Genomic DNA, 22,032 nt, shown 5'->3' with positions numbered 1-22,032 from the left:
GGTACACAAAAAGCACACAACCTTGTATGATTAAAGTGCCTAAACAAAAATCAAAGGAGTGTGCCTTATGTTTAAAAATTATACCATCAACCAAACAACTTTACCACTAGATGTAGAACATTATATTCCAGAAACGGATGTTGCCTTTGCGGTTCACTCGTTAGTAGAAGCAATCCCGCAAGCGCTCTTCAACCAAATTGAACAACAGCTGGGACGTCCAGCCTATCACCCCAAAATGATGTTGAAAATTCTTCTTTATGCCTACACGCAACGTGTTTTTTCTGGCAGAAAGATCGAATTTTTATTAGACGATAGTTACCGTATGCGTTGGCTAGCCAATCATGAACAAGTGAGTTACCGCACGATCAATCGATTCAGAAGTCAGGAAACGACAGCTCAGCTTCTAGCAGAGGCTTTTGTGTTGTTTCGCCGTCAACTGATAACCAATCAAGTGATAGATAATGAAGCCATCTTCGTTGACGGTACGAAAATTGAAGCAGACGCCAATAAGTTCAGCTTTGTTTGGCGTAAAGCCACCACTCGGTATGAACGGTTGTTAGATGAAAAATCAGAAGCTTTTTATCAAACGCTTTATCAAGAGGAAATTCTTCCTTGCTTAAAAGAAGAAAGTCAATCCGATGGATTGACGAGCGACCAGTTAGAAGAAGTCGCTCATCATTTAGAAGCTGAACTCCATGAAACACAAGTACAATTAACACATGAAAAATGCAAAGAAAAGCAAAGTCAACTAAAGAAAAAAAGAAGAATGTATAAAAAATATCTCCGACAGGTACAAACGGATTATCTGCCAAGAAAACAAAAGTATGAACGGTATGCTCAACTATTTCAAGAACGAAATAGCTTTTCAAAAACAGATACTGATGCCACCTTTATGCGGATGAAAGACGATTATATGCGAAATGGACAGCTCAAGCCAGGTTATAATTTACAAATCGCCACCGAAAATCAGTATGTTTTGAGCTATGAATTATTTCCAAATCCCACAGACACCAAAACATTGAATCCATTTTTAGACAGTTTTTTAGACCGACATAAGGAGTTACCGGAGTACATTGTGGCAGATGCAGGGTATGGTAGCGAAGAAAATTACATGTATATCAACGATGTTCTACATAAAACTCCCTTAATTACATATGGCAGTTATCACAAAGAAAATAAAAAGAAGTACAAGGATAATCCGTTTAACGTGGAGAATTGGCGTTATCTTGAAGAACAAGACACCTATATTTGCCCAGCGAATCGTCCGGTACCGTTCAAAAATTATAGTCGCAGAAAAGATAAAGGTGGCTTTATTCGAGATTTCAAAATCTATGAATGTGAGGATTGTCGGAACTGTTCAGTTCGTCGTCAATGTACGCGTGCGAAAAGTGAACAAAAGCGAAAAATTCAAGTAAATAATAATTGGCGCTATTTCAAAGCAGAATGCAGAAAAAATCTTTTAGAGGAGAAAACTGGTTCGATTTATCGGAAACGAAAAATTGATGTCGAACCCGTGTTCGGACATCTAAAGGCTCATTTGGCGTTCCATCGTTTCCATTTGCGTGGGAAACAAGGAGCAACGATTGATATTGGTTTGGCACTGATGGCATTAAATTTAAGAAAATTAGGAAAATATATGGAGAGGAAAGTGCGCAAAACAGAAAAAATAAGTTCGATTTTGACAATAAACATCAAAATCGAACTTATTTTCTTTTTGAGAAAGAACTATTGTCCCACTCTCATTTTTTTCTGTTCCGCTATTTCACTTGTTCATTCATTTTTTGAAGATTTAAAGGTGATCATGCTGGAGGGATGGTGACGGTAAAAGTCGACCCCATTCCTGGATGACTTTCCACTTTGATCGTACCACCCAAGAGATTGACGTAATCTTTCACAATAGCCAGACCTAGACCAGTACCACCTGAGTGTCGACTACGTGCTTTATCCACTCGATAGAAGCGCTCAAAGATCCTTTCTTGATCTTCACGATCAATCCCAATACCAAAGTCTTGGACGGAGAATGTCAATTGGTTGTCAACCTCGTAACGGATGATTATTTTCTCTGATTCTTTAGAATATTGGATTGCATTTTCGATCAGATTTTTGATGATCGGGTATAAGAGTTCAGTTTGAGTTGTAAATGATTGTTCTTTCTGTTGCATTTCCAGGGTTAAGTGTTTCTTTTCGATCATTGGTTGGTAACTTTGAATGATTTGTTCAAAGTAAGTTGCTAAATGGATGGTTTGCGTTTCGTGTGCCGTTTCTTCATCTTTTGATAACTGAATGATTTCTCGGATCAGCTTATCTAAACGAATCGCATCTTTTTGCATGATCAATAGGAACTCATTCACTATTTTTGGGTCATCTTTGGCTCCATCCAGCAGTGTTTCAGTAAATCCGATCAATGAAGTAACCGGTGTTTTAAGTTCATGAGAAACATTTCCTACGAAGTCTTTTTGCAGTTTTTCTAATCGTCTGACTTTTGTGAGATCATAAGCCACGCCTAGAATCTGCCCAGTCTCTTCAGAACTATTGAAGTAACGTAAGCTGATGTCTAATGTTTGTTGTCCCTCTGAAATAGTAATTTCTTGATGGATCAATGGTTCATTTGGCGTAACTTGGTGAATCAATTGGATTAATTTTGGCTCTTGAATGATCTCAGTATACCGTTGATTAGGCTGATAATCATGTACCCCTAAATGTGCCTGCATTTTTGGATTCAATAGCCGCAGATGTGACTCTGAATCGATCAAAAAGACACCAATCATTAATTCATTCAATAGAGTATACAATTGTTCTTCAGTGGTCGTATAGGCACGATAGACTTTACTCATTTGTTCACTCAAAGCATTGATCGTTTGGTAAAGTTCTTCCCATTGATCAGAAGTTTGCATGATGGTCTCGGTTTTATCAGGGTTTTTGACCATTTTCTTTAAGACGGGCAGCACGGTTTTCAAGGGACGGTTACGTTGATAAACCAAATAATAGCTCATACTGGACAAAACAACGAAGAAAACCAAAAAGAAGAAAAAGACCCAACGACGAAAATTTTCTGTTCTTGGCAAAAAGCCGTTTGTTGGTTCTGCGATTCGAATAATGGCTTCCAACTGCCCATTCTTCTTGATCGGTAGTGCTACATATAATAGTTCTTCCTTTAACGTACTGCTCATTCTTAAAGAAGTACCTAGTGAGCCGCCATCAAGGACTGCTTTGATTTCTGGACGAGTATTTCGCTGCCCTCGTAGTGAGTGATCGGTCGTATCGAATAGGATTGTACCATTTGGAGCTAATAAGGTTAGTCGTTCATTTGATTGATGAACAAAGTCTGTTAAAACTGATTGATTATGCTTCGAAGATAAATCATCAATAGTCAATTGCTGGATCAGCAATTGCCCTTTTTTTGAAAGATAGCTTTCTTGTTGCTCGATGATTTGTTGTTTGAAATATTGAGAAATCATTTGCCAGCCACCGAAAAAGAGTCCCACTAAGAGAATGAAAAAGAAGACACGCTCAGAAATTTTTTTCCAATTCATCGTTTTGGTTCCTGAAATTTATAGCCAAAACCGCGAACTGTCACTAAATATTTTGGATGTTTAGGGTCTCTTTCGATTTTTTCTCTTAAGTGACTGACATGGACATCAACGATTCGACTTTGACCTGCAAAATCAAAATTCCAGATGCGATTTAGCAGCGTATCACGATCAATTACACGATCTTTTCGTTTCATAAAATAAACGAGCAGTTCAAATTCTTTTGGCGTTAATTCGATCGGTCGTTCCTCTACGGTTACTTGGAAATTCGTTAAATCTGCTTTGATCTGTCCAATCGTTAGGTAAGCAGGTTCTGCTTCTTCTTGTTGGACATGGCGTGGTTCGATGCGGCGAAAAATAGCTTTCATTCGAGCAAGTACTTCTCTAGGGCTGAAAGGCTTTGTTAAATAATCATCAGCACCAATTTCCAAACCGATGATCCGATCGACCTGGTCATCTTTGGCTGTTAGCATTAAAATTGGAGTATCAATTTTTTCTTGTCTTAACTTTTGGGTGATTGCCATACCATCTATAGAAGGCAGCATCACATCTAAAATCATAAAATCAAAAGGTTCTTCCAGTGCTAATTCCAGTCCTTTTTGTCCGTCTAAAGCACTTGTTACTTGATACCCTTCTTTTTCCAGATTGAATGTCAACAATGTGACGATTGAAGGTTCATCATCTACCACTAATACTTTTTTCATAACTTCTCCCTTTTCTTGCGTTCATTCTTTTTGTTTATTTAAAAACAGCTATCAACTAATGCCTGGTTTTTTTAATTAAGTGTCATGAATAGACATTTCTTATTTTAGCATAGAATCCAGTAGAAGGACTATTTTACCAACTAAATAAATGGTATAATAGGAAGGCACTTTGTTGGATAAAGGAGTGAGTGGCAATTGATCGGAATTAGCGCTTGTTTAGGCGGTGTCTTATGTCGGTATGATGGACAAGAAAAAGCTGTGCCGGAATTAAAGAAACTGGTCGCTGAAGGTAAAGCGATCATGGTTTGTCCTGAAGTAATGGGCGGTCTTTCAACTCCTAGAGCCCCAGCAGAAATCGTTGGTGGCGATGGATTTGACGTTTGGAATGGTCAGGCAAAAGTGATCACTACAAATGGTGAAGACGTCACAAAAGCCTACCAAGAAGGGGCAATCCATGCTTATCAAAAATTAAAAGAGCAAGAAATAGATTTAGTGATATTAAAAGCGAAAAGTCCTTCTTGTGGTTCCTCTCTTATTTATGATGGGAGTTTTTCAGGAACCTTGAAGTCTGGAACTGGTGTAGCAACTGCTTATTTTATCCAACAAAAGATGACCGTACTCTCTGATGAAGAATGGTTGAAATTGCGAGGTGAACAGAATGGAAATCGAGAAAACGAACCGAATGAACGCACTTTTTGAATTTTATTCTACGCTTTTAACCGAAAAACAGATGAATTATATGGAGTTGTATTATGCAGACGATTTTTCATTAGGAGAAATAGCAGAAGAGTATGAAGTAAGTCGCCAAGCAGTATACGATAATATCAAACGAACCAGTAAGATTTTAGAAGATTATGAAAAGAAACTCCATCTTTTCTCTAATTATATTGTTCGGGAACAGTTATTAGAAAAAATGAAAACTTATGTAAAGGAAACTTATCCTAAAGATGAAGTTCTCCTTGATTATGTGAAACAGATCCAAGAAATTGAAGAATAAAGGAATGAAGAAATCATGGCATTTGAAAATTTAACTGAGCGCCTTCAACAGGCAATGAGCAAGTTAAGAAAAAAAGGGAAAGTTTCAGAAGCTGACGTCAAAGAAATGATGCGGGAGATCCGCCTTGCATTACTAGAAGCCGATGTAAACTTACAAGTAGTAAAAGACTTTACAAAGCGTGTTCGAGAACGGGCGATTGGTGTAGAAGTATTAGAAAGTTTAACACCTGCACAACAAATCGTTAAGATCGTTGATGAAGAATTGACGATCACTTTAGGGGCAGAAACTGTTGAATTGAATAAATCACCAAAAATTCCAACAGTCATCATGATGGCAGGTTTGCAAGGGGCAGGTAAGACGACGTTTACTGGTAAACTAGCCAACTATTTAAAGAAAAATGAAAATGCACGTCCTTTACTAATCGCAGGTGACGTGTATCGTCCAGCTGCGATCGATCAATTGAAAGTTCTAGGGCAACAATTAGATGTCCCTGTTTTTGATATGGGAACAGATGTTAGTCCAGTTGAGATCGTTCGTCAAGGGATGGAATTAGCAAAAGAAAAGAAAAATGATTATGTTCTGATCGATACGGCGGGGCGTCTGCATATCGATGAAACCCTGATGGATGAATTGAAACAAATCAAAGAATTAACACAACCAAATGAAATCTTGTTGGTTGTCGATGCGATGACCGGTCAAGATGCTGTCAATGTGGCAGATAGTTTTAACCAACAACTAGGGATCACTGGGGTAGTTATTACTAAATTAGATGGTGATACACGTGGTGGTGCAGCACTTTCGATCCGTTCTGTGACTGGCGCACCAATCAAATTCATCGGGTCAGGGGAAAAATTAACAGATCTTGAAGTTTTCCATCCAGACCGTATGGCAAGCCGTATTCTTGGTATGGGCGATATGTTGACGTTGATCGAAAAAGCGCAACAAGACTATGACGAGAAAAAAGCAGAAGAATTAGCGAAAAAAATGCGGGAAAATTCATTTGATTTCAATGATTTCATTGAACAGTTGGATCAAGTGATGGGGATGGGACCGTTAGAGGATCTGATCAAAATGATTCCTGGGATGAACCAAGTACCAGGGATTGAAAATGTCAAAGTAGATCCTAAAGATGTCGAACGTAAAAAAGCAATGGTTTACTCAATGACACCTGCAGAAAGAGAAAACCCTGATTTATTGAATCCAAGTCGTCGCAGAAGGATTGCCGCAGGTTCTGGTAACAGTGTGGTTGAAGTTAACCGCATGATTAAGCAATTTAAAGAATCACGCAAAATGATGCAACAAATGTCTAAGGGAGATATGAATATTCCTGGAATGGACCAAATGTTTGGCACAGGTGTCAAAGGAAAACTTGGAAAAATGGCGATGAATCGCATGATCAAGAAAAACAAAAAGAAAAAGAAAAAACGGAAATAAAGCGTCTATCGTACTTCTATCGTACTTCTATTATAATAGTAGAATTTTGTTTACCGTTTCATCCATCGAAAGAATCGTTGAGTTAGCTTCTGCTGGCTTTGCGATTCTTTTTTTGCATAATAATAGATAAGTCCAATTCAAAAACTACCTGCCATAGCGTTCCTCTTTTTAGATAGAGAAACAAAGGAATGGTACAATAAAGCTAAGAGGTGAAGAGAATGAAACGAAGATGTCCTTGGGGTGAGCAAACAGCAAGTATGAAACATTATCATGACACAGTTTGGGGTGTTCCAGAATATGATGATCAATTACTTTTTCGTAAATTGATGTTAGATATCAATCAAGCGGGATTAAGCTGGCAAACGATTTTGAATAAAAGTGCCTCCTTTGATGAAGCTTATGACTTTTTTTCGATCGGTAAAGTAGCCGAATATACAGAAGCAAAAATCAATGAGTTGATGGAAAATAAAGGGATCATTCGTAACCGTCGTAAAATTGAAGCAGCGGTAGCCAATGCTCAGGGTGTCCAAAAAATCCAACATGAATTTGGTAGTTTTGCGGATTATTTGTGGTCATTTTCGGATCATCAAGTGATCAATCACTCGTATAAAGAACAAAATGAGGTACCAACAACGAGCCCGTTATCTGATCAAATCGCTAAAGATCTAAAACAACGCGGTTTTAAATTCATCGGAAGCACAACCATATATGCTTTTTTAGAAGCTGTGGGAATTGTCAATGACCATTTAGATCATTGCTTTCGCAAACAAGAAGTCAGCCAGATGGGAAAAGGAGAGTGAACATGATGGGGAAAATCGTCTTTTATGGAGCCATTAGTTTAGATGGCTACTTAGCAACAAAAGAGGATAGTTTACAATGGCTATTTGACACACCAACTGGAGAAAAAACAACTTACGAGGCTTTTTATCAAACAATTGATCAAACGATTATGGGAAGAAAAACTTATCAGGAAGCCAAAAAATTGTTAGCAACTGACCATCTGTATCCTGAAAAAAAGAATTTTGTATTTTCTACTAACAAAGAATTGGTATTAAATGATGCAACAGTTGTTCATGAAGATCCTGTTTCATTCGTGAAAAACATAAAAGAACATTCTAACCAAACAGTCTGGGTCGTTGGTGGTGGGAATTTGTTGAAACCTTTGATCGAAAATCATTTGATCGATGAATGGTGGATCCAAATCGCACCTGTGCTTTTAGGAGAAGGTATTCGATTGTTTCAAGAAGGCGCATACGAAGAACGATTGAAACTAGTTGATACTAATTATTTTGGAGAGTTCATTGAATTGCATTATGTAAGTAATCGTGGATAATACTGGTTTAGTAAAAGGGAAGAGAAGTCTCGGAAAAAAAGAACATAAAGAGAAATGAAAATTTTTCAAAGCATGAGGAGCGATTTTAACAAATCCTTTCTGATCCGCTCGGAGCTTATCGCTTTTTTCGTGGTCTTATTCATGTATTGAAAACAAGCCGAAGAATTCCAAAAATAGGAGAAGCTATTTTCGGATTCTTCGGCTTGTTTTTCAGAGCTAGACAGGTCACAACCTTTTTTCGATTGTTTCCTTCATATATGATCTATTTGATTCGACCCATCGCTTATCAAAGCTAATTTTTACTTAGTTAATTTATTTAAAAAATCAAGATAAGCATCTAGAATCGTTTGGAAGAAGCTGAGTGTTCCTTCCACAATATGACCTTCTTCATCAACTAAGTTTGCAATATTGCCAATATAAGCTTCAGGTTGTTGTAAGGTAGGAACATTTAAGAATACAAGTGATTGACGTAGGTGATGGTTCGCGCCAAATCCACCGATACCGCCAGGGGAAGCAGTGACAACTAACCCAGGTTTGCCGTCCCATGCGCTTTGACCGTAAGGGCGAGAGCCTACATCTAGTGCATTTTTAAGTACAGCAGGAACCGAACGATTGTATTCTGGAGAAACAAAAACAACACCTGCTAATTCCTTGACCTCATCACGGAAACGACTCCATTCAACAGGAGCATTCTCTGGAGTTTCAAGATCTTCGTTATAAAAAGGCAGATCATCGATCTTTATAAAAACACCTTCATATCCTTCAGGTAGCATGTTAGCGAAAGCCTCTGCTACTTTTCTATTGTACGAATCCTTACGCAAACTACCTACAAAAAATCCAATTTTTTTAGTCATAAAACAATTCCTCCTTCAAACTTTCTATATTTATCTTACAAAAAATAAGTAAACTCAGCAAATAAAAACACTTGAGGAACATAGTGACTAACTTAACTACTTTTTTCGACTACTTATAGTAGTTATTGCATATATATATTTGCTTCACTTGACATGGATCTTCTATAATTAGTGAATAGAAGTCTTGTCTGAAGGAGTTTGTGTGATTTTTTTAGAAAAGAGTGTAGTACATGAACTTTTGATAAAGAATGTTTCTTATTGAAACATCGGTACACATCATCGCATGACTTTGGGTAACGCAGCATCAAATAAAAAGATGAAATTGGTAGGTGGAACAAATGCATATTAACGAGTTTTTACCATTTTTGATCCCGTTAGTGATCATACAACTTGGGTTATTTTTTTATGCCCTTTATCATATTTTGACTCATACGCATTATCGATTTGGCAGTCGAACACTCTGGATCATCGTAATTCTCATAGGATTTCAATTTGTTGGTCCAATCTTGTATTTCGTGTTCGGTAAGGAGGAGGCATAATGGCGATCCTTGAACTAATCGATGTATCAAAATCTTTTGGTGAAAAAAAAGTGTTGAACCATCTTTCCCTTACCGTCAAGGAAAAGACGATCTTTGGGTTTATTGGAAAAAATGGTGCAGGGAAAACGACAACGATGAAATTGATTTTGGGGTTGCTAAAAAAAGATGCTGGAACAATCAAGGTTAATGATGAAACGGTTCACTATGGTCAAACAAAAACGAATCGCTGGATCGGCTATTTGCCAGATATTCCGATGTTTTATGACTACCTTACCGCCGAAGAGTATTTGCAATTATGCGGGGAAATCACCGAGATGCCTAAACATAAAATCCAACAAAAAACGCAAGAGTTATTAGCGTTAGTCGGATTGGCTCACGAGAAAAAAAGGATTAGGACTTTTTCAAGAGGGATGAAGCAACGTTTGGGGATTGCCCAAGGGTTACTGAACGAACCAAAACTGTTTATTTGTGATGAGCCGACTTCGGCGTTGGATCCATTGGGGCGTAAAGAAATTTTGGATATCTTATTACGTGTCAAAGAGCAAACAACGATCCTTTTTTCCACACATATTCTATCAGACGTGGAACAAATTTGTGATGAAGTGGCTTTCTTAAATAAAGGAGAAATCGTTTTATCAGGCACGGTAGCAGAATTGAAAACCCATCCTAAAAATGAAGGATTTGAAATCCAATTTCCAACTGTGAAACATTCTCAAGAATTTTTATCGCTTTTGCCGGGAGCAATCATGAAAAATGAAACCCTTATTTATCCTGGCAGAACTAACGAAGACTTACTTCGTGCACTATCTTTAATTGTTGATCACAAATTACCGATTCAATCGATTCATCGTTTAGAACCTTCCTTAGAACAAATTTTTATGGAAGTGGTGGACAAATGAAGCAATTACTCGCATTTTCAAAAAAAGAATGGAAGGAAAATTGGCGTACAGGTAGATTATTACTGTTGCTTTCATTAACGATCATTTTTGGGATCATGAATCCACTGATAGCCAAATTAACACCCTACATCGTTCAATCGATGTCAGAAAATTTAGCAGCATCTGGTATGAAAATCGGGGAAGTCAATGTAGATGCGCTGACTTCTTGGGGACAATTTTATAAAAACATGCCTATGTTTCTTTTATTGTTTTTGTTATTGTTTAGCTCGACATTGACGAATGAATATCAAAAAGGAACATTGATTAATCTTTTAACCAAAGGAATGGTTCGCTGGAAAATTTATTTTACTAAATGGATCATGGGACAGTTTTTTTGGGCAGTTGGTTTTTGGGGTTGCTCCTTCATTACTTACTTTTATACTGCTATTTATTGGGATAATGAGCTGGTTGTTCAATTAGGGACAAGAAGTTTTTATTATTATTTATGGGGTGTGTGGTTATATACTTTATTTCTATGGTTGTCCTCCTTTATTTCTTCTGGCTATTTTGTGCTAGCTTGTGGAGGGATTTGTGTGGCTGGCTGTTATCTGTTATCTATGTTTACAAAAGTTGCTGAGTATTCTCCTTTTTATTTAACGACAGTTTCGAACGCATTAGGGGAAAGGATTGATTCGAGTAACTATTCTTTTTCTTTAGTGGTAACAGGTTTGATGATTGCTGCCTTTTTAGTGACAGGAATTCTTTTTTTCAATAAAAAAGAGAGTTGAAAAAATTTTTTATTAGCTGTAAAGAAAAAAAGCTTTACAGGGTAAAAAAAAACTGTTACACTACAACTTGTGAATAAAACAATGGAGGTGGAAATATATAATGGCAGTTAAAATCCGTTTAAAACGTATGGGTTCTAAAAAGAGTCCTTTTTACCGTATCGTCGTAGCTGATTCACGTTCTCCTCGTGATGGACGTTTCATCGAAACTGTAGGTACTTACAATCCTTTGAAAGACCCTGCAGAAGTAGTTTTAAAAGAAGATTTAGTTCTTAACTGGTTATCTAAAGGTGCGCAACCTTCTGATACTGTACGTAACATCCTTTCAAGAGAAGGCGTTATGCAAAAACACCACGAAGCTAAATTCTCAAAGAAATAAGGTGATCGGATATGAAAGATTTAAGCGAATTAGTCTTAACAATCGTTCGTCCGTTAGTCACTTATCCTAAACAAGTCCAGTTAGAAGTCACTGAGTCAAAAGACTTCTATGAATATAACCTAACTGTGGCTCCTGAAGATATTGGTCGTATCATCGGTAAACAAGGGCGTGTTGCGAAAGCAATTCGTACGATCGTTTACGGGGTACGAACAAATGCACCGAAAAAAGTGCGTTTAAATATTATCGATCATAAGGAATAAAAAAAGCTGTTTCGTCTTGACGAGACAGCTTTTTTCTTTTTGAGGGGACTACTTGGCAAATGATTATAGAAAGCGTATCCTTAAAGTATAGAAAGGAGTAGATACCTATGAAAAAAGTTGCATTATTGATACCAGCTCTTTTACTTTTAAGTGCCTGTCAAGGAACAAATAATTCTACTGAAACAACTGATACGGCGACACCAGAGACTCATTCAACGAGTCATAGTAGTTCCAAAGAAACAGATACTCAATCAACAACCAAAAAGAGTGAAAGCTCTGAGATGTCTGGAAATACAACGGAAACGGCGACTACAAAAACAGAAACATCTACACAGAATAAACAAGCACAAACCGCATTTGAAGAACTGAAAGAAAAATACCCAACAACACCGATGCCACAAGAGATACCGATTACAACAGGGAAATTAAACATCGCTGCTGCCGAAACCAAACAGGGCTTTTCAATCTTATACTATGACCTACCCAAAGCCTATGTCTTAAATGCCAAAGAGTTAAATCAAGAAACCCCGATGGCTTCTTATCTTTACCAGTATGGCTTTGCTTCTAGTCAAGAAGCAATTGATGCCTTGCAACCAGTTACGGTTGATACAAACGGCCGACAAGTCGATTTGGGCTACAATATTACTGGCTATCAACAAGGAGCAGCGGGATCTAGTATTCTAGAATGGCAAGAAGGAAATTGGAGTATTCGTGTCCGGGCAAGTAATATTGAAGGACAAGATCCTGTACCGTTAGCCAAAGAAATCGTTGCTTACTTAGAAAAAGCAAGTTTGCCTGCTCCTGAGAAGTACGGAAAAATTACGGTTGAAATGAATGATTCTTCCCAACAAGCTACACAAGTAAGCTGGCAAGAGCCTAAAAATGTTTATACTGTTACCCACAAAGATACTCTTTCCGCATTGAAAATGGCTGTTTCTATGAACCAATAAATGATTGGAAAATGATATAGAAAAGCGAAAAGAAAGTAGAATTGCATATGCACACATGCTAAAATAAGGCAGATACGTCAAAAACACGTTCAGCCATTTAAAAACCATTGTTTGGTTGAAACATGTGTGAAAAGGAAAAGGGGATACAAGTTGACTGAATATTTAAATGTTGGAAAAATCGTAAATACTCAAGGGATCAAAGGAGAAGTGCGCGTCATTTCTACCACAGATTTTCCAGAAGAACGATATAAAAAAGGTGCTGTACTTACCTTGTTTCAAGAGAAGAAAGCGCCAATTGAATTAACCGTCAAAAGTCATCGTAAACATAAAAATTTTGACTTGTTAAGTTTTGAAGGGCATCCTTCAATCAATGATGTTGAAAAATATCGAGATGGTATTTTAAAAGTTTCAAAAGAAGAAACGATTGAGTTGCCAGAAAATGAATTTTATTATCATGAGATCATTGGAGCAAAGGTCGTTGAGGAAAATGGGAATGAACTAGGTAAAATCAAAGAAATTCTTTCACCAGGTGCTAACGATGTTTGGGTAGTCCAACGACCAAAGAAAAAAGATGTTTTGCTTCCTTATATTGACTCAGTGGTTAAAACAGTTGATTTAGAAAATGGGGTCATTTACGTCGAGATTCCAGAAGGATTGATCGATGATGAAAATTGATGTCTTAACACTCTTCCCACGAATGTTTGAAGGACCAATGGGTGAATCGATCATCGGTAAAGCGGTCAATAAAGGATTGTTAGAGATCAATGTTTCTAATTTTAGAGACTATTCCGATAATAAACACCAAACGGTCGATGATTATCCATATGGTGGCGGGGCAGGGATGTTGTTAAAAGTCCAACCTATCTATGACAATATCAAAGCTATTGAACAAGCAAATCCTGAAACAAAAAAACGTGTGATTTTATTGGATCCAGCTGGTAAACGATTTGATCAAGCGATGGCGGAAGAATTTTCGAATGAAGAACATTTAGTATTTATTTGTGGACATTACGAAGGCTATGATGAACGAATCCGTTCGCTAGTTACGGATGAAGTCTCTTTAGGTGATTATGTCTTGACTGGTGGCGAACTTGGCGCAATGGTGATGATTGATGCAACAGTCCGCTTACTACCGGATGTTTTAGGAAATCAAACATCCGCTCAAACAGATTCTTATTCAACGGGATTATTGGAACATCCTCAATATACACGGCCAGCAGAATTTAACGGGATGAAAGTCCCAGAAGTTTTAACAAATGGAAACCATAAATTGATTGAAGAATGGCAACTGAAAGAATCCTTAAGAAGAACCTATCAACGCCGACCTGACTTATTGGAACAATTATCAATGACTCCACAAATGCTGAAATTGTTAGAAGAAGTCAAAAAAGAAGAATCAGACGAAATAGAATAAGAAATATCAATATGACTCTTTACACTAAATTGATAGTATGATAGTATCTTATGGTGAGTGCAAAAGCACTTAACTATTACGATGTTCCGCTGTGAGGGAAAACTCATAAGAATGTTTGGAATAAGGAGAAAAGATCAATGAATCCATTAATCGAAGAATTAACAAAAGAACAATTACGTTCTGACATCCCAGCTTTCCGCCCTGGTGACACTGTACGTGTTCATGCGAAAGTTGTCGAAGGTACACGTGAACGTATCCAGTTATTTGAAGGTGTTGTAATCAAACGCCGCGGAGCTGGAATCAGCGAAACTTATACAGTACGTAAAGTTTCTAACGGAGTAGGCGTTGAACGTACATTCCCATTGCATACACCACGTGTTGCAAAGATCGAAGTCGTTCGCTACGGTAAAGTACGTCGTGCAAAATTGTACTACTTACGTGCATTACACGGAAAAGCTGCTCGTATCAAAGAAATCCGTCGTTAATCTATCGTTATCTGATAGTGGAAGAACCCTTGAATTTCAAGGGTTCTTTTTTTGATTATTTTTATAAGCAGTAAGTCTAGATTGTTTGACATTATAGATTTGCAAGAGTGGCAAACAAGGAGCAAAAAGTCGAGTCACTTTGGTATATCTTAAATATACGTCAATCAGATGACACGATGACAGTCCTATTCATACCAAAGGGGCGACAGATCTGGTAGGTGAACGTAATCAGCTTATCAAGTTTATATGTACTACACGCAAACGCTATGCGTATTAAAGAGATCAGAAAAAAATCCTGCTAGAGAGTGTCTAAAAATATAAATTGCGACAGTTCTTGAATAATAAGAACTTTTTTTGAATGTTTTTACTAACAATCGTTTTGTCATTGGCAAGTTAACTGAAAATGAGACTGAAGAATCTGTTCTGATTCATCAGTCTCATAATTTTAACTTATTCAAAATGCAACGATGATCCCAAAGGTCGGTTGTTAAGAGAATTGAGGACTTTTTTTACATATTTACTAAACGAGAAAGTCTACTTTTTTAGGAGCGGAGGTGTCAATTATTGATTAGTGATTTCAGCTTCCTTTTGAGCCATTTTTGCCGTTACGTGTTCATCAATGCGTAGGAATGGTAGATAGATAAATACGCTAACCGCAATGATTAGAACTTGCAGTACTGCTGCTCGCCAATCTCCACCTGTCGCAAGGAATCCTGAAATAACTGGTGGTGTGGTCCACGGTATCTGAACTACCACATGATTGATTAAGCCGGCTGCAGTCGCAAAGTAGGCAGTTACTAACGAGAAGATTGGTGCTAACACAAACGGAATAATTAGACTCAAGTTAAATACGATCGGTAATCCAAAGATGATCGGCTCACTGATATTAAACATCGCTGGTGTTACCGATAGTTTAGCAAAGTCTTTATAATCTTTTCGACGACTGAAGATGAAAATCGCAATCAATAAGGCGATCGTATTTCCTGAACCACCCATAACAGCAAAAGTATCCTTGAAAGCCATGTTGATAATATGTGGGATGTGTTCATGGTTTGCATAAGCTGCCATATTTTCTTGCATGTTTTGTAGTAAGAACGGATCAAGTAAAGAACCTGAAATTACAGCTTGATGAATTCCAAAACCAAAGAATAAATTGGCGATTGATGTGATTAAGATAAAGCCAGGTAAACCAGTTGTGATGTGACTTAAAGGTCCCGTGATCGCTTTAGTGATCACGCCATTTACGTCCATGTTGAATAACTGATTGACAGCGAAAGATAGAATCGCAAAACCAGTAACAGTAATCATAATCGGGATCAATACATTGAATGACTTCAACACTGCGGGCGGAATATTTCCAGATAGTTTGATTTGCAATTTTTCATTTGTAGATAATTTAATGAATAGCTCAGTAGCTACTAATCCAACAAAGATTCCGACAAACATTCCTGATGCACCTGTATGGGAACCTGGAATAACTCCGGTTACTTCGATCGCTTTTTTTGCATTTTCCGGAGTGAACATCATTTTCATTGGTGTTAAAACGATGAAAGTTGAGATCGAAACTAAAACCGCTGCGATATGATTTGTATAATTTCTGCTAACACACATATGATAAGAAACTGCAGCTACAACTAATAGCGTCGTAATACTCAATGTTCCATTGGCGATCGACATGCCAATTTCTTGAACTTTCATTAATGTTTCGGGTTTAACAATTTTACCCATAAAACCAGTTGGTTCTAAGATAACGTAATTAATCAAAGTCACGAATCCAGCTAACATCATAAATGGCATGAATGTTGCAAATGCATCGCGTAATGTACGCATATGAATTTGATTTCCTAGCTTCGATGCGATCATACCAAATCGTTCAAACACCTGTTCCTTCTTATTTGTTTTCTTCATGGTATATTCTCCTTGTTTTTTATTTGTAAGCACTTACCGTAGTTCAATAATAGAACGGAATTTGATAAAAGTAAATAACTTTTTTTAAAATTATATACTTTAATGAAAAAGGGCAAAAAAAAGAGCTGATTTCCTCAGCTCTTTCAATCATTTTTCAACAAAAACGGCTTCAAAAACAAAATCTTGATACAAATGCCTTGTAATGGAGTATTCAAAAGGAGTCCCGTTTGCCAAAGAAACACTTTTTTCAACTTCGATCATAAAGTCTCCGGCATCAATTCCTAATATATTTGCATCAAACTCGGTTGCCAGTACGCCCTTCATCCAAACGTGAGAAGCATTGATCTCTAACTGCAGTTCATTGCGAATATAGGAATAAACCGATTTTTTCAAGTGTTTAGGTTCCAAACCAGGAATAATTGATAGCGGCATAAAAGTTTGTTCCAATGAATAGGGTTGTTGATCGACAAAACGACTGCGAACAATATTATAAATGTATTCCTTGTCGTTAATCTGTAATCGCTCTGCTATTTTTTTTGACGGTAATTCAATTGAAAACATATGAATTTCAGAGTCTACATGTTCTTCGCCAACTACGCTCATAAAACCTTCGCTTGGACCGAAAACTTTCGAATTATGGATCGGTTTGCGCAAAACTTCGGTTCCAAATCCACTTCGACTATGTAAAACTCCTTCAGAAACTAACATGTCTAATCCTTTTTTTACTGTCAATTTACTCGTATGATATTGTTTTGCCAATTCGGAACCAGTTGGTAATTTTTCACCGATTGCGTAAGTACCGTTTTCAATTTTCTTTTTTACATCAGAATAAACTTCCATATATTTCGCATTCTTCTTCATTTTTTCCCTCCTATAGTTACCGCGTAAAGATATAAATAATTATATACCTTTCTTTAATTTTAGCAATCTTTAAAGGGTAAAACAATTAACATTTATAAAAAGTATATATTTTTTAATAAAAAAATATTCCAATTTATTGGAAGCGGTGTTATGATGGAGTAGTACTCAAGAGAATGTCATTTTAGGAGGATACAATGAACAAACAACAATTAACATTTCCAGAAAACTTTTGGTGGGGTTCTGCTTGGTCAGCTGAGCAAGCAGAAGGTCGTGGTGAAACTGGAAAAGCCGAAACGGTTTGGGAACGTTGGTACAAAGAACAACCATACCGTTTTTATCAAAGGATTAGTTCAGAAATTACGACAGATCACATTCATCGTTATAAAGAAGACGTTCAACTGATGAAGCAAACCGGACATAATTCCTTTCGGGTCTCGATCTCTTGGGCGCGGATGTTCCCAGATGATGGAGTAGGGGAGGTAAATCCAAAAGCGGTTGAATTTTATCGGGATTTATTTACTGAGATGAATAACAATGGTATTAAAGTATTCGCCAATCTTTATCATTTTGATATGCCAGCAGCCCAACAGGATAAAGGCGGTTGGGAATCACGGGAAGTTGTCGATGCATATGTGCAATTTGCAGTTACTTGTTTCAAGGAGTTTGGCGATCTCGTCTATCACTGGTTCACTTTCAATGAACCGTTGGGGCCGATCTTAGGGTCATATCTGGAAGACTTCCATTATCCAAATTTGATTGATTTCAAACGAGGAGCGCAAGCGGCTCACTTTACTATTTTGGCTCACGCGAAAGCAATTGCAGCACACAAAGAGTTGAATTTGAACAGTAAAATAGGTGTTATCTTGAATTTAAGCCCGACGTTTCCAAGGAGTCAAACCCCCGCTGATGTGAAGGCAGCTGAAATTGCGGATCTTTTTTATGTTCGCAGCTTTTTAGATCCAATGGTCAAGGGTGTTTATCCAGAAAAATTAATTAACCTTTTACGTGAATATGATCAATTGCCAACGGATTATACCGAGGAAGACCTGCGTTGTATCAAAGAGAACACGGCACAAATCTTAGGATTGAACTATTATGAACCACGTCGTGTGAAGGCTCGTTTAACTGCAATCAATCAAGATGGTCCGTTCTTACCGGATTGGTTTTTTGAGAATCATGTGATGCCGGGACGTCGGATGAATGAATATCGTGGTTGGGAAATTTATGAAAAAGGTATCCATGATTTATGCATGGATATCAAAGAAAACTATGGGAATATCGAATCCTTTATCTCTGAAAATGGGATGGGCGTAGCAGATGAGGAACGTTTTATGGATGAAAGTGGGCAAGTGATTGATAATTACCGGATCGAATATATCCAAGATCACCTCGCTTATCTTTGGAAAGCAATCAATGACGGCTGTAATATCAAAGGGTATCATCTTTGGACCTTTATTGACTGCTGGTCCTGGATCAATGCATATAAGAACCGTTATGGACTAATTTCTCTTGATCTGCCAACCCAAAAACGGACGATCAAGAAAAGTGGTGAGTTCTACAAACAGTTAAGCAATCAAAATGGGTTTGAGTATGATATTGATCGATTGGTATAGCAAAAAATGAGTGAAAAAACTTGTATTTTTGTTTGAAAATCTTTTATCTAGAAATCATAGAGTTATTCATTCAATGGGATTGTTCAAATAAGCATCGGGACTGGGACAAAAGTTCTCTCAGTATCTTCTAGTATCTCTAAAAACGAATAAACGGTGTTCAAAGAGCTGACCTTCGGCGATAAGTCAAAAAATCTCAAAAATGAGGAGCTGTTTCGAGATTTTCATCCTTAATGCTCCTGCGATTACTCGTCGCAGTTTTTACTTGGTGAGCACTCAGGTCAAAACACTCTTTTCACGACCTCAAGAGAAACACAAAAAACGCTTGGTGTTCGTTTATTTGTTCCCATAGATCTACTGGCTATAAATAGCTCATCGCTTTGTTCAAAAAACCAGAAGCCATTTTCAGTATTGTGCACGAATTGTTTAACTATTACACATTGATTAGTAACTGGGATAGTAGTTGAGAGCGTAGCGTATTCTTTTGTAAAATGAAAGGTCTGAAACAATCATTAACCTAAAAAGAAAGTAAGTCTGATTTTGATTCATTACGTCAAAGTCAGGCTTATTTTTTCTGTTCTAGGCACGATCTTTCACGAATTTTCTTCAATTTTAACAAAACAATTTACTCCGGTTTCAGTGAGGTAGTTTGGTAATGGAATAAGATAAAAATTTTTTATCGTTATTTTAAAATAACATTTTTAATAGTGAGGTGTATCTCGTTTATTATATGTATCTTTATTCTTAATGTTGATAATGTAATTTTTTTGTTGTAATATTTTTTTATGATAACAGACTTTTTGTTTTTATTATAACAAATTTATCTTATTAAATATTTTCTATTTTTTTATTTTATAAATGAATATACTGAATATATTATGAGATGTGTACTTATGTTATATATGAAGGGGTAGGGAAGGAAAAGGGGACATAAGATGACATAAAATGGCTTTACACTCAGTTCAAAAGGAGGGAAGTGTCCAGTGAGGTTGTAGATTAAGGAGTATCATCTTATTTTTATCAGATCATAAAAGAGCAAGTATACATATCATGTGAAAAATCTGTATGGCATCATGAATTATTCTCTAATTCATTTATAGGAGGAATCGTTATGGCTATTGATCATAAACAAGTGACTCAATTGGAAAAATTAGCATTAAACATTCAACTAGATATTTTGATAAGTGTTAAACAAAGAGGAGAAGAATCAATGGATTGTTCTTTTTCTATGATCAAATTGTTAGCTGTTTTATACGGCAAACAGATGAAGATTGACCCGAAAAAACCAGATTGGGGAAATCGTGATCAATTAGTTTTAGCTAAAAGTCATGCGGTATTGGAATTATATAGTACTTTATCTAATCTAGGGTATTTTGATAAGAAGTGGCTATGGACGATGAGTCATCAAGGGGACAGACTCCCTAAAAAGTTAGATCGTTCAAAGACTCCTGGAATCGATGTGACAATCGGGGACTTAAATAACGGTGTTGCAATAGCTGCAGGTCTTGCGATGGGATTAAAAATAGCAAATAAGGAAAATGATGTTTATTTAGTGATGGATGAAGACGAATTAAAAGATGAACGTTGCTGGCAAGTATTTCAGTGTATTGCTCATTTTAAATTAGATCATTGCTTGGTAATTATTGATAGTGGTTATAGAAAACGAGAACAGTTAAGCAAAAGGTATGAGAAAACTTATCTATTGAAAAGAAAAGCAGAGAAGGCTGGGTTTTATACGTTGCTCGTTGATGGGACAAATATCAAAGCAATCAATGAGGCGATTGAAGAGTATAAAATGAGGACGACACAAGCCTTCTGTATTGTTTTAGAAAGTTATCCAGAGCGAGTGCTATCAGACTTAACAATGGACGATCATGAGGATTCAAGTAAAAAAATTCCTAAAACATTCCATCAAGAGATAGAAAAAACGATTTTGAAATTACAAGAAAAGCTTGAAAGGATGAGCTAAATGGTTCAGTTAAGTAACTCGTTATCTGTAAGGAAAGAACTTCGTACTTGCATAGTTGATACATTAAATGAATTAATGAAAAAAAACCACAATATCGTTGCGTTAGAAAATAAGTTTGAATCATTTAGTAATTGGGTTGATTTAAAAAATGAACACCCAAAGAGATATCTCAACATGCCTGTGGATGAAGAGAACATGGTAGGTATTGCAGCGGGGTTAAGTTTAGCTGGCTACCAACCTTTTATTCATCTTTTTGATTCTCATGCGATTCGAAAAATTTTTGATCAATTATTTATTTCCGAAGGATACGGTGGAAATACCATCAATATTTTTGGGGAATATTTCGCTTCTAATCGAAATGGAAAGGAACGCGTCAATGAACTAGGGGAAGATTTAGCGTTGATGACAATGATCCCAAATTCAATTATTTGTGAAGCAACAGATGAGGTGCAAATGGCATGGATCATCAAAGAATTTAGCCAATTGAGCGGTATTCACTATGTACGCGGAGAAAATAAAAGGATACCTAATATCTATAAAAAAGAAACGACTTTTCAATTAGGCAAAGGAAACATTGTTTGGCATGGAACAGATATTTTAATTATTGTTGCTGGCAGATTAGTTTACGAAGCTCTCAATGTTGCTAAGCGGTTAAAGTCCTGTCAAATTAGTTGCGAAGTCATTGATATGTTTACGATCAAACCAATCGATAAACAGTTGATCCTTAACGAGTTGAAAGGGAAAACACAAGTGGTCACTATCGAAAATTATGCAGTTATTGGTGGCTTGAGCAGTGCGGTGAACAGAGCTCTTACAGAAAATAAAGCAGCTGTTCCGTTGAGAAAGATAGAGATTGTGAAGCTTAGGCAACAAACGGATGTGCCAATCCAGACAGAAGGTTTTGACTTAGTGGTTCAGTTGATTTTTGAAACAATATTAGCGAATGAGCTAGATCGATAACGGAAAAATTGAGCTGGATCATGATAAAGGATAAAATTTCTTGAAAAAAATTAGTGTATCAAAGAAAGCATATGAAATATTGATTCTAATCGAAATACATAAAGAGCCTTGATTGATCAAGGAAATGAAGAAAACGAAAAAGGCAGCGTTTGGATTGGCCCGATGAAAGGGCCATTTGGGCG

The 22,032-nt window shown here is 36.8% G+C and carries 23 protein-coding genes; 18 read left to right on the top strand and 5 right to left on the bottom strand.

Annotated features, from left to right (window positions below):
• Positions 1-67: 67 nt before the first annotated feature.
• A complete protein-coding gene (locus IGK91_RS08470) occupies positions 68-1,819 on the top strand; it encodes an IS1182 family transposase (protein WP_113803634.1) in 1,752 nt (583 codons plus the stop codon).
• On the opposite strand, the gene IGK91_RS08465 is transcribed toward IGK91_RS08470, so the two are convergent.
• Both IGK91_RS08465 and IGK91_RS08460 read right to left on the bottom strand, forming a co-directional pair.
• A complete protein-coding gene (locus IGK91_RS08465) occupies positions 1,800-3,533 on the bottom strand; it encodes a sensor histidine kinase (protein WP_181934367.1) in 1,734 nt (577 codons plus the stop codon). The genes IGK91_RS08470 and IGK91_RS08465 overlap by 20 nt on opposite strands.
• On the bottom strand, positions 3,530-4,234 hold the full coding sequence (locus tag IGK91_RS08460; protein ID WP_010718479.1) for a response regulator transcription factor: 705 nt from the start codon (positions 4,232-4,234) through the stop codon (positions 3,530-3,532). Before IGK91_RS08460 ends, IGK91_RS08465 begins: the two co-directional genes overlap by 4 nt.
• 195 nt (positions 4,235-4,429) lie before the next feature.
• Between IGK91_RS08460 and IGK91_RS08455 the strand changes: the two genes are divergently transcribed.
• The 5 genes from IGK91_RS08455 (at position 4,430) to IGK91_RS08435 (ending at position 7,998) form a co-directional block, all read left to right on the top strand.
• Entirely contained in the window at positions 4,430-4,933 is a 504-nt protein-coding gene (locus tag IGK91_RS08455) for a DUF523 domain-containing protein (RefSeq protein WP_010718478.1), read from the top strand.
• Positions 4,893-5,231 (top strand): putative DNA-binding protein, encoded by a 339-nt coding sequence (locus tag IGK91_RS08450; protein ID WP_010718477.1) that lies wholly within the window; start codon positions 4,893-4,895, stop codon positions 5,229-5,231. Before IGK91_RS08455 ends, IGK91_RS08450 begins: the two co-directional genes overlap by 41 nt.
• A gap of 15 nt (positions 5,232-5,246) precedes the next feature.
• Complete coding sequence (ffh, locus tag IGK91_RS08445; RefSeq protein WP_010718476.1) at positions 5,247-6,665, top strand: signal recognition particle protein; 1,419 nt, start codon at positions 5,247-5,249, stop codon at positions 6,663-6,665.
• A 218-nt stretch (positions 6,666-6,883) separates the two neighbouring features.
• On the top strand, positions 6,884-7,465 hold the full coding sequence (locus IGK91_RS08440) for a DNA-3-methyladenine glycosylase I (RefSeq protein ID WP_010737917.1): 582 nt from the start codon (positions 6,884-6,886) through the stop codon (positions 7,463-7,465).
• A 5-nt stretch (positions 7,466-7,470) separates the two neighbouring features.
• A complete protein-coding gene (locus IGK91_RS08435) occupies positions 7,471-7,998 on the top strand; it encodes a dihydrofolate reductase family protein (protein WP_014834542.1) in 528 nt (175 codons plus the stop codon).
• 299 nt (positions 7,999-8,297) lie between these two features.
• Here the strand turns inward: IGK91_RS08435 and IGK91_RS08430 are convergent, their stop codons facing one another.
• On the bottom strand, positions 8,298-8,852 hold the full coding sequence (locus IGK91_RS08430; RefSeq protein ID WP_010737915.1) for an NADPH-dependent FMN reductase: 555 nt from the start codon (positions 8,850-8,852) through the stop codon (positions 8,298-8,300).
• A gap of 338 nt (positions 8,853-9,190) precedes the next feature.
• Here IGK91_RS08430 and IGK91_RS08425 point away from each other — a divergent pair, with 338 nt between their 5' ends.
• The 9 genes from IGK91_RS08425 (at position 9,191) to rplS (ending at position 14,542) form a co-directional block, all read left to right on the top strand.
• Positions 9,191-9,391 carry a PLDc N-terminal domain-containing protein gene (locus tag IGK91_RS08425; protein WP_010737914.1) on the top strand — a complete coding sequence of 67 codons (201 nt, stop codon included), beginning with the start codon at positions 9,191-9,193 and terminating at the stop codon, positions 9,389-9,391.
• Entirely contained in the window at positions 9,391-10,290 is a 900-nt protein-coding gene (locus tag IGK91_RS08420; RefSeq protein ID WP_010737913.1) for an ABC transporter ATP-binding protein, read from the top strand. The genes IGK91_RS08425 and IGK91_RS08420 overlap by 1 nt, the downstream gene beginning before the upstream one ends.
• Positions 10,287-11,057 (top strand): ABC transporter permease subunit, encoded by a 771-nt coding sequence (locus tag IGK91_RS08415; RefSeq protein ID WP_010718465.1) that lies wholly within the window; start codon positions 10,287-10,289, stop codon positions 11,055-11,057. The genes IGK91_RS08420 and IGK91_RS08415 overlap by 4 nt, the downstream gene beginning before the upstream one ends.
• Before the next feature lie 100 nt (positions 11,058-11,157).
• Positions 11,158-11,433, top strand: a complete 276-nt coding sequence (rpsP, locus tag IGK91_RS08410; RefSeq protein WP_010718464.1) for a 30S ribosomal protein S16 — start codon at positions 11,158-11,160, stop codon at positions 11,431-11,433.
• 11 nt (positions 11,434-11,444) lie between these two features.
• On the top strand, positions 11,445-11,693 hold the full coding sequence (locus tag IGK91_RS08405) for a KH domain-containing protein (RefSeq protein WP_181934366.1): 249 nt from the start codon (positions 11,445-11,447) through the stop codon (positions 11,691-11,693).
• A gap of 107 nt (positions 11,694-11,800) precedes the next feature.
• Positions 11,801-12,643 carry a hypothetical protein gene (locus IGK91_RS08400; RefSeq protein WP_010737912.1) on the top strand — a complete coding sequence of 281 codons (843 nt, stop codon included), beginning with the start codon at positions 11,801-11,803 and terminating at the stop codon, positions 12,641-12,643.
• Between the two features lie 150 nt (positions 12,644-12,793).
• Positions 12,794-13,318, top strand: coding sequence for a ribosome maturation factor RimM (rimM, locus tag IGK91_RS08395; protein WP_010718461.1), 525 nt, complete (start codon positions 12,794-12,796; stop codon positions 13,316-13,318).
• Positions 13,308-14,057 carry a tRNA (guanosine(37)-N1)-methyltransferase TrmD gene (gene trmD, locus IGK91_RS08390; protein ID WP_025480115.1) on the top strand — a complete coding sequence of 250 codons (750 nt, stop codon included), beginning with the start codon at positions 13,308-13,310 and terminating at the stop codon, positions 14,055-14,057. Before rimM ends, trmD begins: the two co-directional genes overlap by 11 nt.
• 137 nt (positions 14,058-14,194) lie before the next feature.
• Positions 14,195-14,542, top strand: coding sequence for a 50S ribosomal protein L19 (gene rplS, locus IGK91_RS08385; protein ID WP_002286913.1), 348 nt, complete (start codon positions 14,195-14,197; stop codon positions 14,540-14,542).
• Positions 14,543-15,103: 561 nt separating this feature from the next.
• On the opposite strand, the gene IGK91_RS08380 is transcribed toward rplS, so the two are convergent.
• Both IGK91_RS08380 and IGK91_RS08375 read right to left on the bottom strand, forming a co-directional pair.
• Complete coding sequence (locus IGK91_RS08380) at positions 15,104-16,450, bottom strand: PTS sugar transporter subunit IIC (RefSeq protein WP_010737911.1); 1,347 nt, start codon at positions 16,448-16,450, stop codon at positions 15,104-15,106.
• Positions 16,451-16,597: 147 nt separating this feature from the next.
• Positions 16,598-17,311 (bottom strand): GntR family transcriptional regulator, encoded by a 714-nt coding sequence (locus IGK91_RS08375; protein WP_010718458.1) that lies wholly within the window; start codon positions 17,309-17,311, stop codon positions 16,598-16,600.
• A gap of 194 nt (positions 17,312-17,505) precedes the next feature.
• Here IGK91_RS08375 and IGK91_RS08370 point away from each other — a divergent pair, with 194 nt between their 5' ends.
• From IGK91_RS08370 to IGK91_RS08360, 3 genes are all read left to right on the top strand, one after another.
• Positions 17,506-18,924, top strand: a complete 1,419-nt coding sequence (locus tag IGK91_RS08370) for a glycoside hydrolase family 1 protein (protein ID WP_010737910.1) — start codon at positions 17,506-17,508, stop codon at positions 18,922-18,924.
• A gap of 1,108 nt (positions 18,925-20,032) precedes the next feature.
• Positions 20,033-20,890 carry a transketolase gene (locus tag IGK91_RS08365; protein WP_181934365.1) on the top strand — a complete coding sequence of 286 codons (858 nt, stop codon included), beginning with the start codon at positions 20,033-20,035 and terminating at the stop codon, positions 20,888-20,890.
• The gene (locus tag IGK91_RS08360) at positions 20,891-21,850 is read left to right on the top strand and encodes a transketolase family protein (RefSeq protein WP_034866841.1); all 960 of its coding nucleotides are present in this window, start codon (positions 20,891-20,893) and stop codon (positions 21,848-21,850) included. It abuts the gene before it with no gap.
• Positions 21,851-22,032: the final 182 nt, after the last annotated feature.

This window comes from Enterococcus sp. DIV1208 (assembly GCF_050530455.1).
Taxonomy (GTDB): domain Bacteria; phylum Bacillota; class Bacilli; order Lactobacillales; family Enterococcaceae; genus Enterococcus_B; species Enterococcus_B hirae.
The sequence above is the reverse complement of the archived record's forward strand: the minus strand, read 5'-3'. Positions and strand labels throughout refer to the sequence as shown.

Coding starts and splice junctions, on each gene's coding strand:
- ffh (WP_010718476.1), top strand. CDS start 5,247: ATGGCATTTGAAAATTTAACTGAGCGCCTTCAACAGGCAATGAGCAAG.
- rplS (WP_002286913.1), top strand. CDS start 14,195: ATGAATCCATTAATCGAAGAATTAACAAAAGAACAATTACGTTCTGAC.
- IGK91_RS08400 (WP_010737912.1), top strand. CDS start 11,801: ATGAAAAAAGTTGCATTATTGATACCAGCTCTTTTACTTTTAAGTGCC.
- IGK91_RS08425 (WP_010737914.1), top strand. CDS start 9,191: ATGCATATTAACGAGTTTTTACCATTTTTGATCCCGTTAGTGATCATA.
- IGK91_RS08360 (WP_034866841.1), top strand. CDS start 20,891: ATGGTTCAGTTAAGTAACTCGTTATCTGTAAGGAAAGAACTTCGTACT.
- IGK91_RS08440 (WP_010737917.1), top strand. CDS start 6,884: ATGAAACGAAGATGTCCTTGGGGTGAGCAAACAGCAAGTATGAAACAT.
- IGK91_RS08435 (WP_014834542.1), top strand. CDS start 7,471: ATGGGGAAAATCGTCTTTTATGGAGCCATTAGTTTAGATGGCTACTTA.
- IGK91_RS08450 (WP_010718477.1), top strand. CDS start 4,893: ATGGAAATCGAGAAAACGAACCGAATGAACGCACTTTTTGAATTTTAT.
- rpsP (WP_010718464.1), top strand. CDS start 11,158: ATGGCAGTTAAAATCCGTTTAAAACGTATGGGTTCTAAAAAGAGTCCT.
- IGK91_RS08470 (WP_113803634.1), top strand. CDS start 68: ATGTTTAAAAATTATACCATCAACCAAACAACTTTACCACTAGATGTA.
- IGK91_RS08405 (WP_181934366.1), top strand. CDS start 11,445: ATGAAAGATTTAAGCGAATTAGTCTTAACAATCGTTCGTCCGTTAGTC.
- IGK91_RS08370 (WP_010737910.1), top strand. CDS start 17,506: ATGAACAAACAACAATTAACATTTCCAGAAAACTTTTGGTGGGGTTCT.
- IGK91_RS08465 (WP_181934367.1), bottom strand. CDS start 3,533: ATGAATTGGAAAAAAATTTCTGAGCGTGTCTTCTTTTTCATTCTCTTA.
- IGK91_RS08375 (WP_010718458.1), bottom strand. CDS start 17,311: ATGAAGAAGAATGCGAAATATATGGAAGTTTATTCTGATGTAAAAAAG.
- IGK91_RS08430 (WP_010737915.1), bottom strand. CDS start 8,852: ATGACTAAAAAAATTGGATTTTTTGTAGGTAGTTTGCGTAAGGATTCG.
- IGK91_RS08380 (WP_010737911.1), bottom strand. CDS start 16,450: ATGAAGAAAACAAATAAGAAGGAACAGGTGTTTGAACGATTTGGTATG.
- trmD (WP_025480115.1), top strand. CDS start 13,308: ATGAAAATTGATGTCTTAACACTCTTCCCACGAATGTTTGAAGGACCA.
- IGK91_RS08365 (WP_181934365.1), top strand. CDS start 20,033: ATGGCTATTGATCATAAACAAGTGACTCAATTGGAAAAATTAGCATTA.
- IGK91_RS08460 (WP_010718479.1), bottom strand. CDS start 4,234: ATGAAAAAAGTATTAGTGGTAGATGATGAACCTTCAATCGTCACATTG.
- IGK91_RS08415 (WP_010718465.1), top strand. CDS start 10,287: ATGAAGCAATTACTCGCATTTTCAAAAAAAGAATGGAAGGAAAATTGG.
- IGK91_RS08420 (WP_010737913.1), top strand. CDS start 9,391: ATGGCGATCCTTGAACTAATCGATGTATCAAAATCTTTTGGTGAAAAA.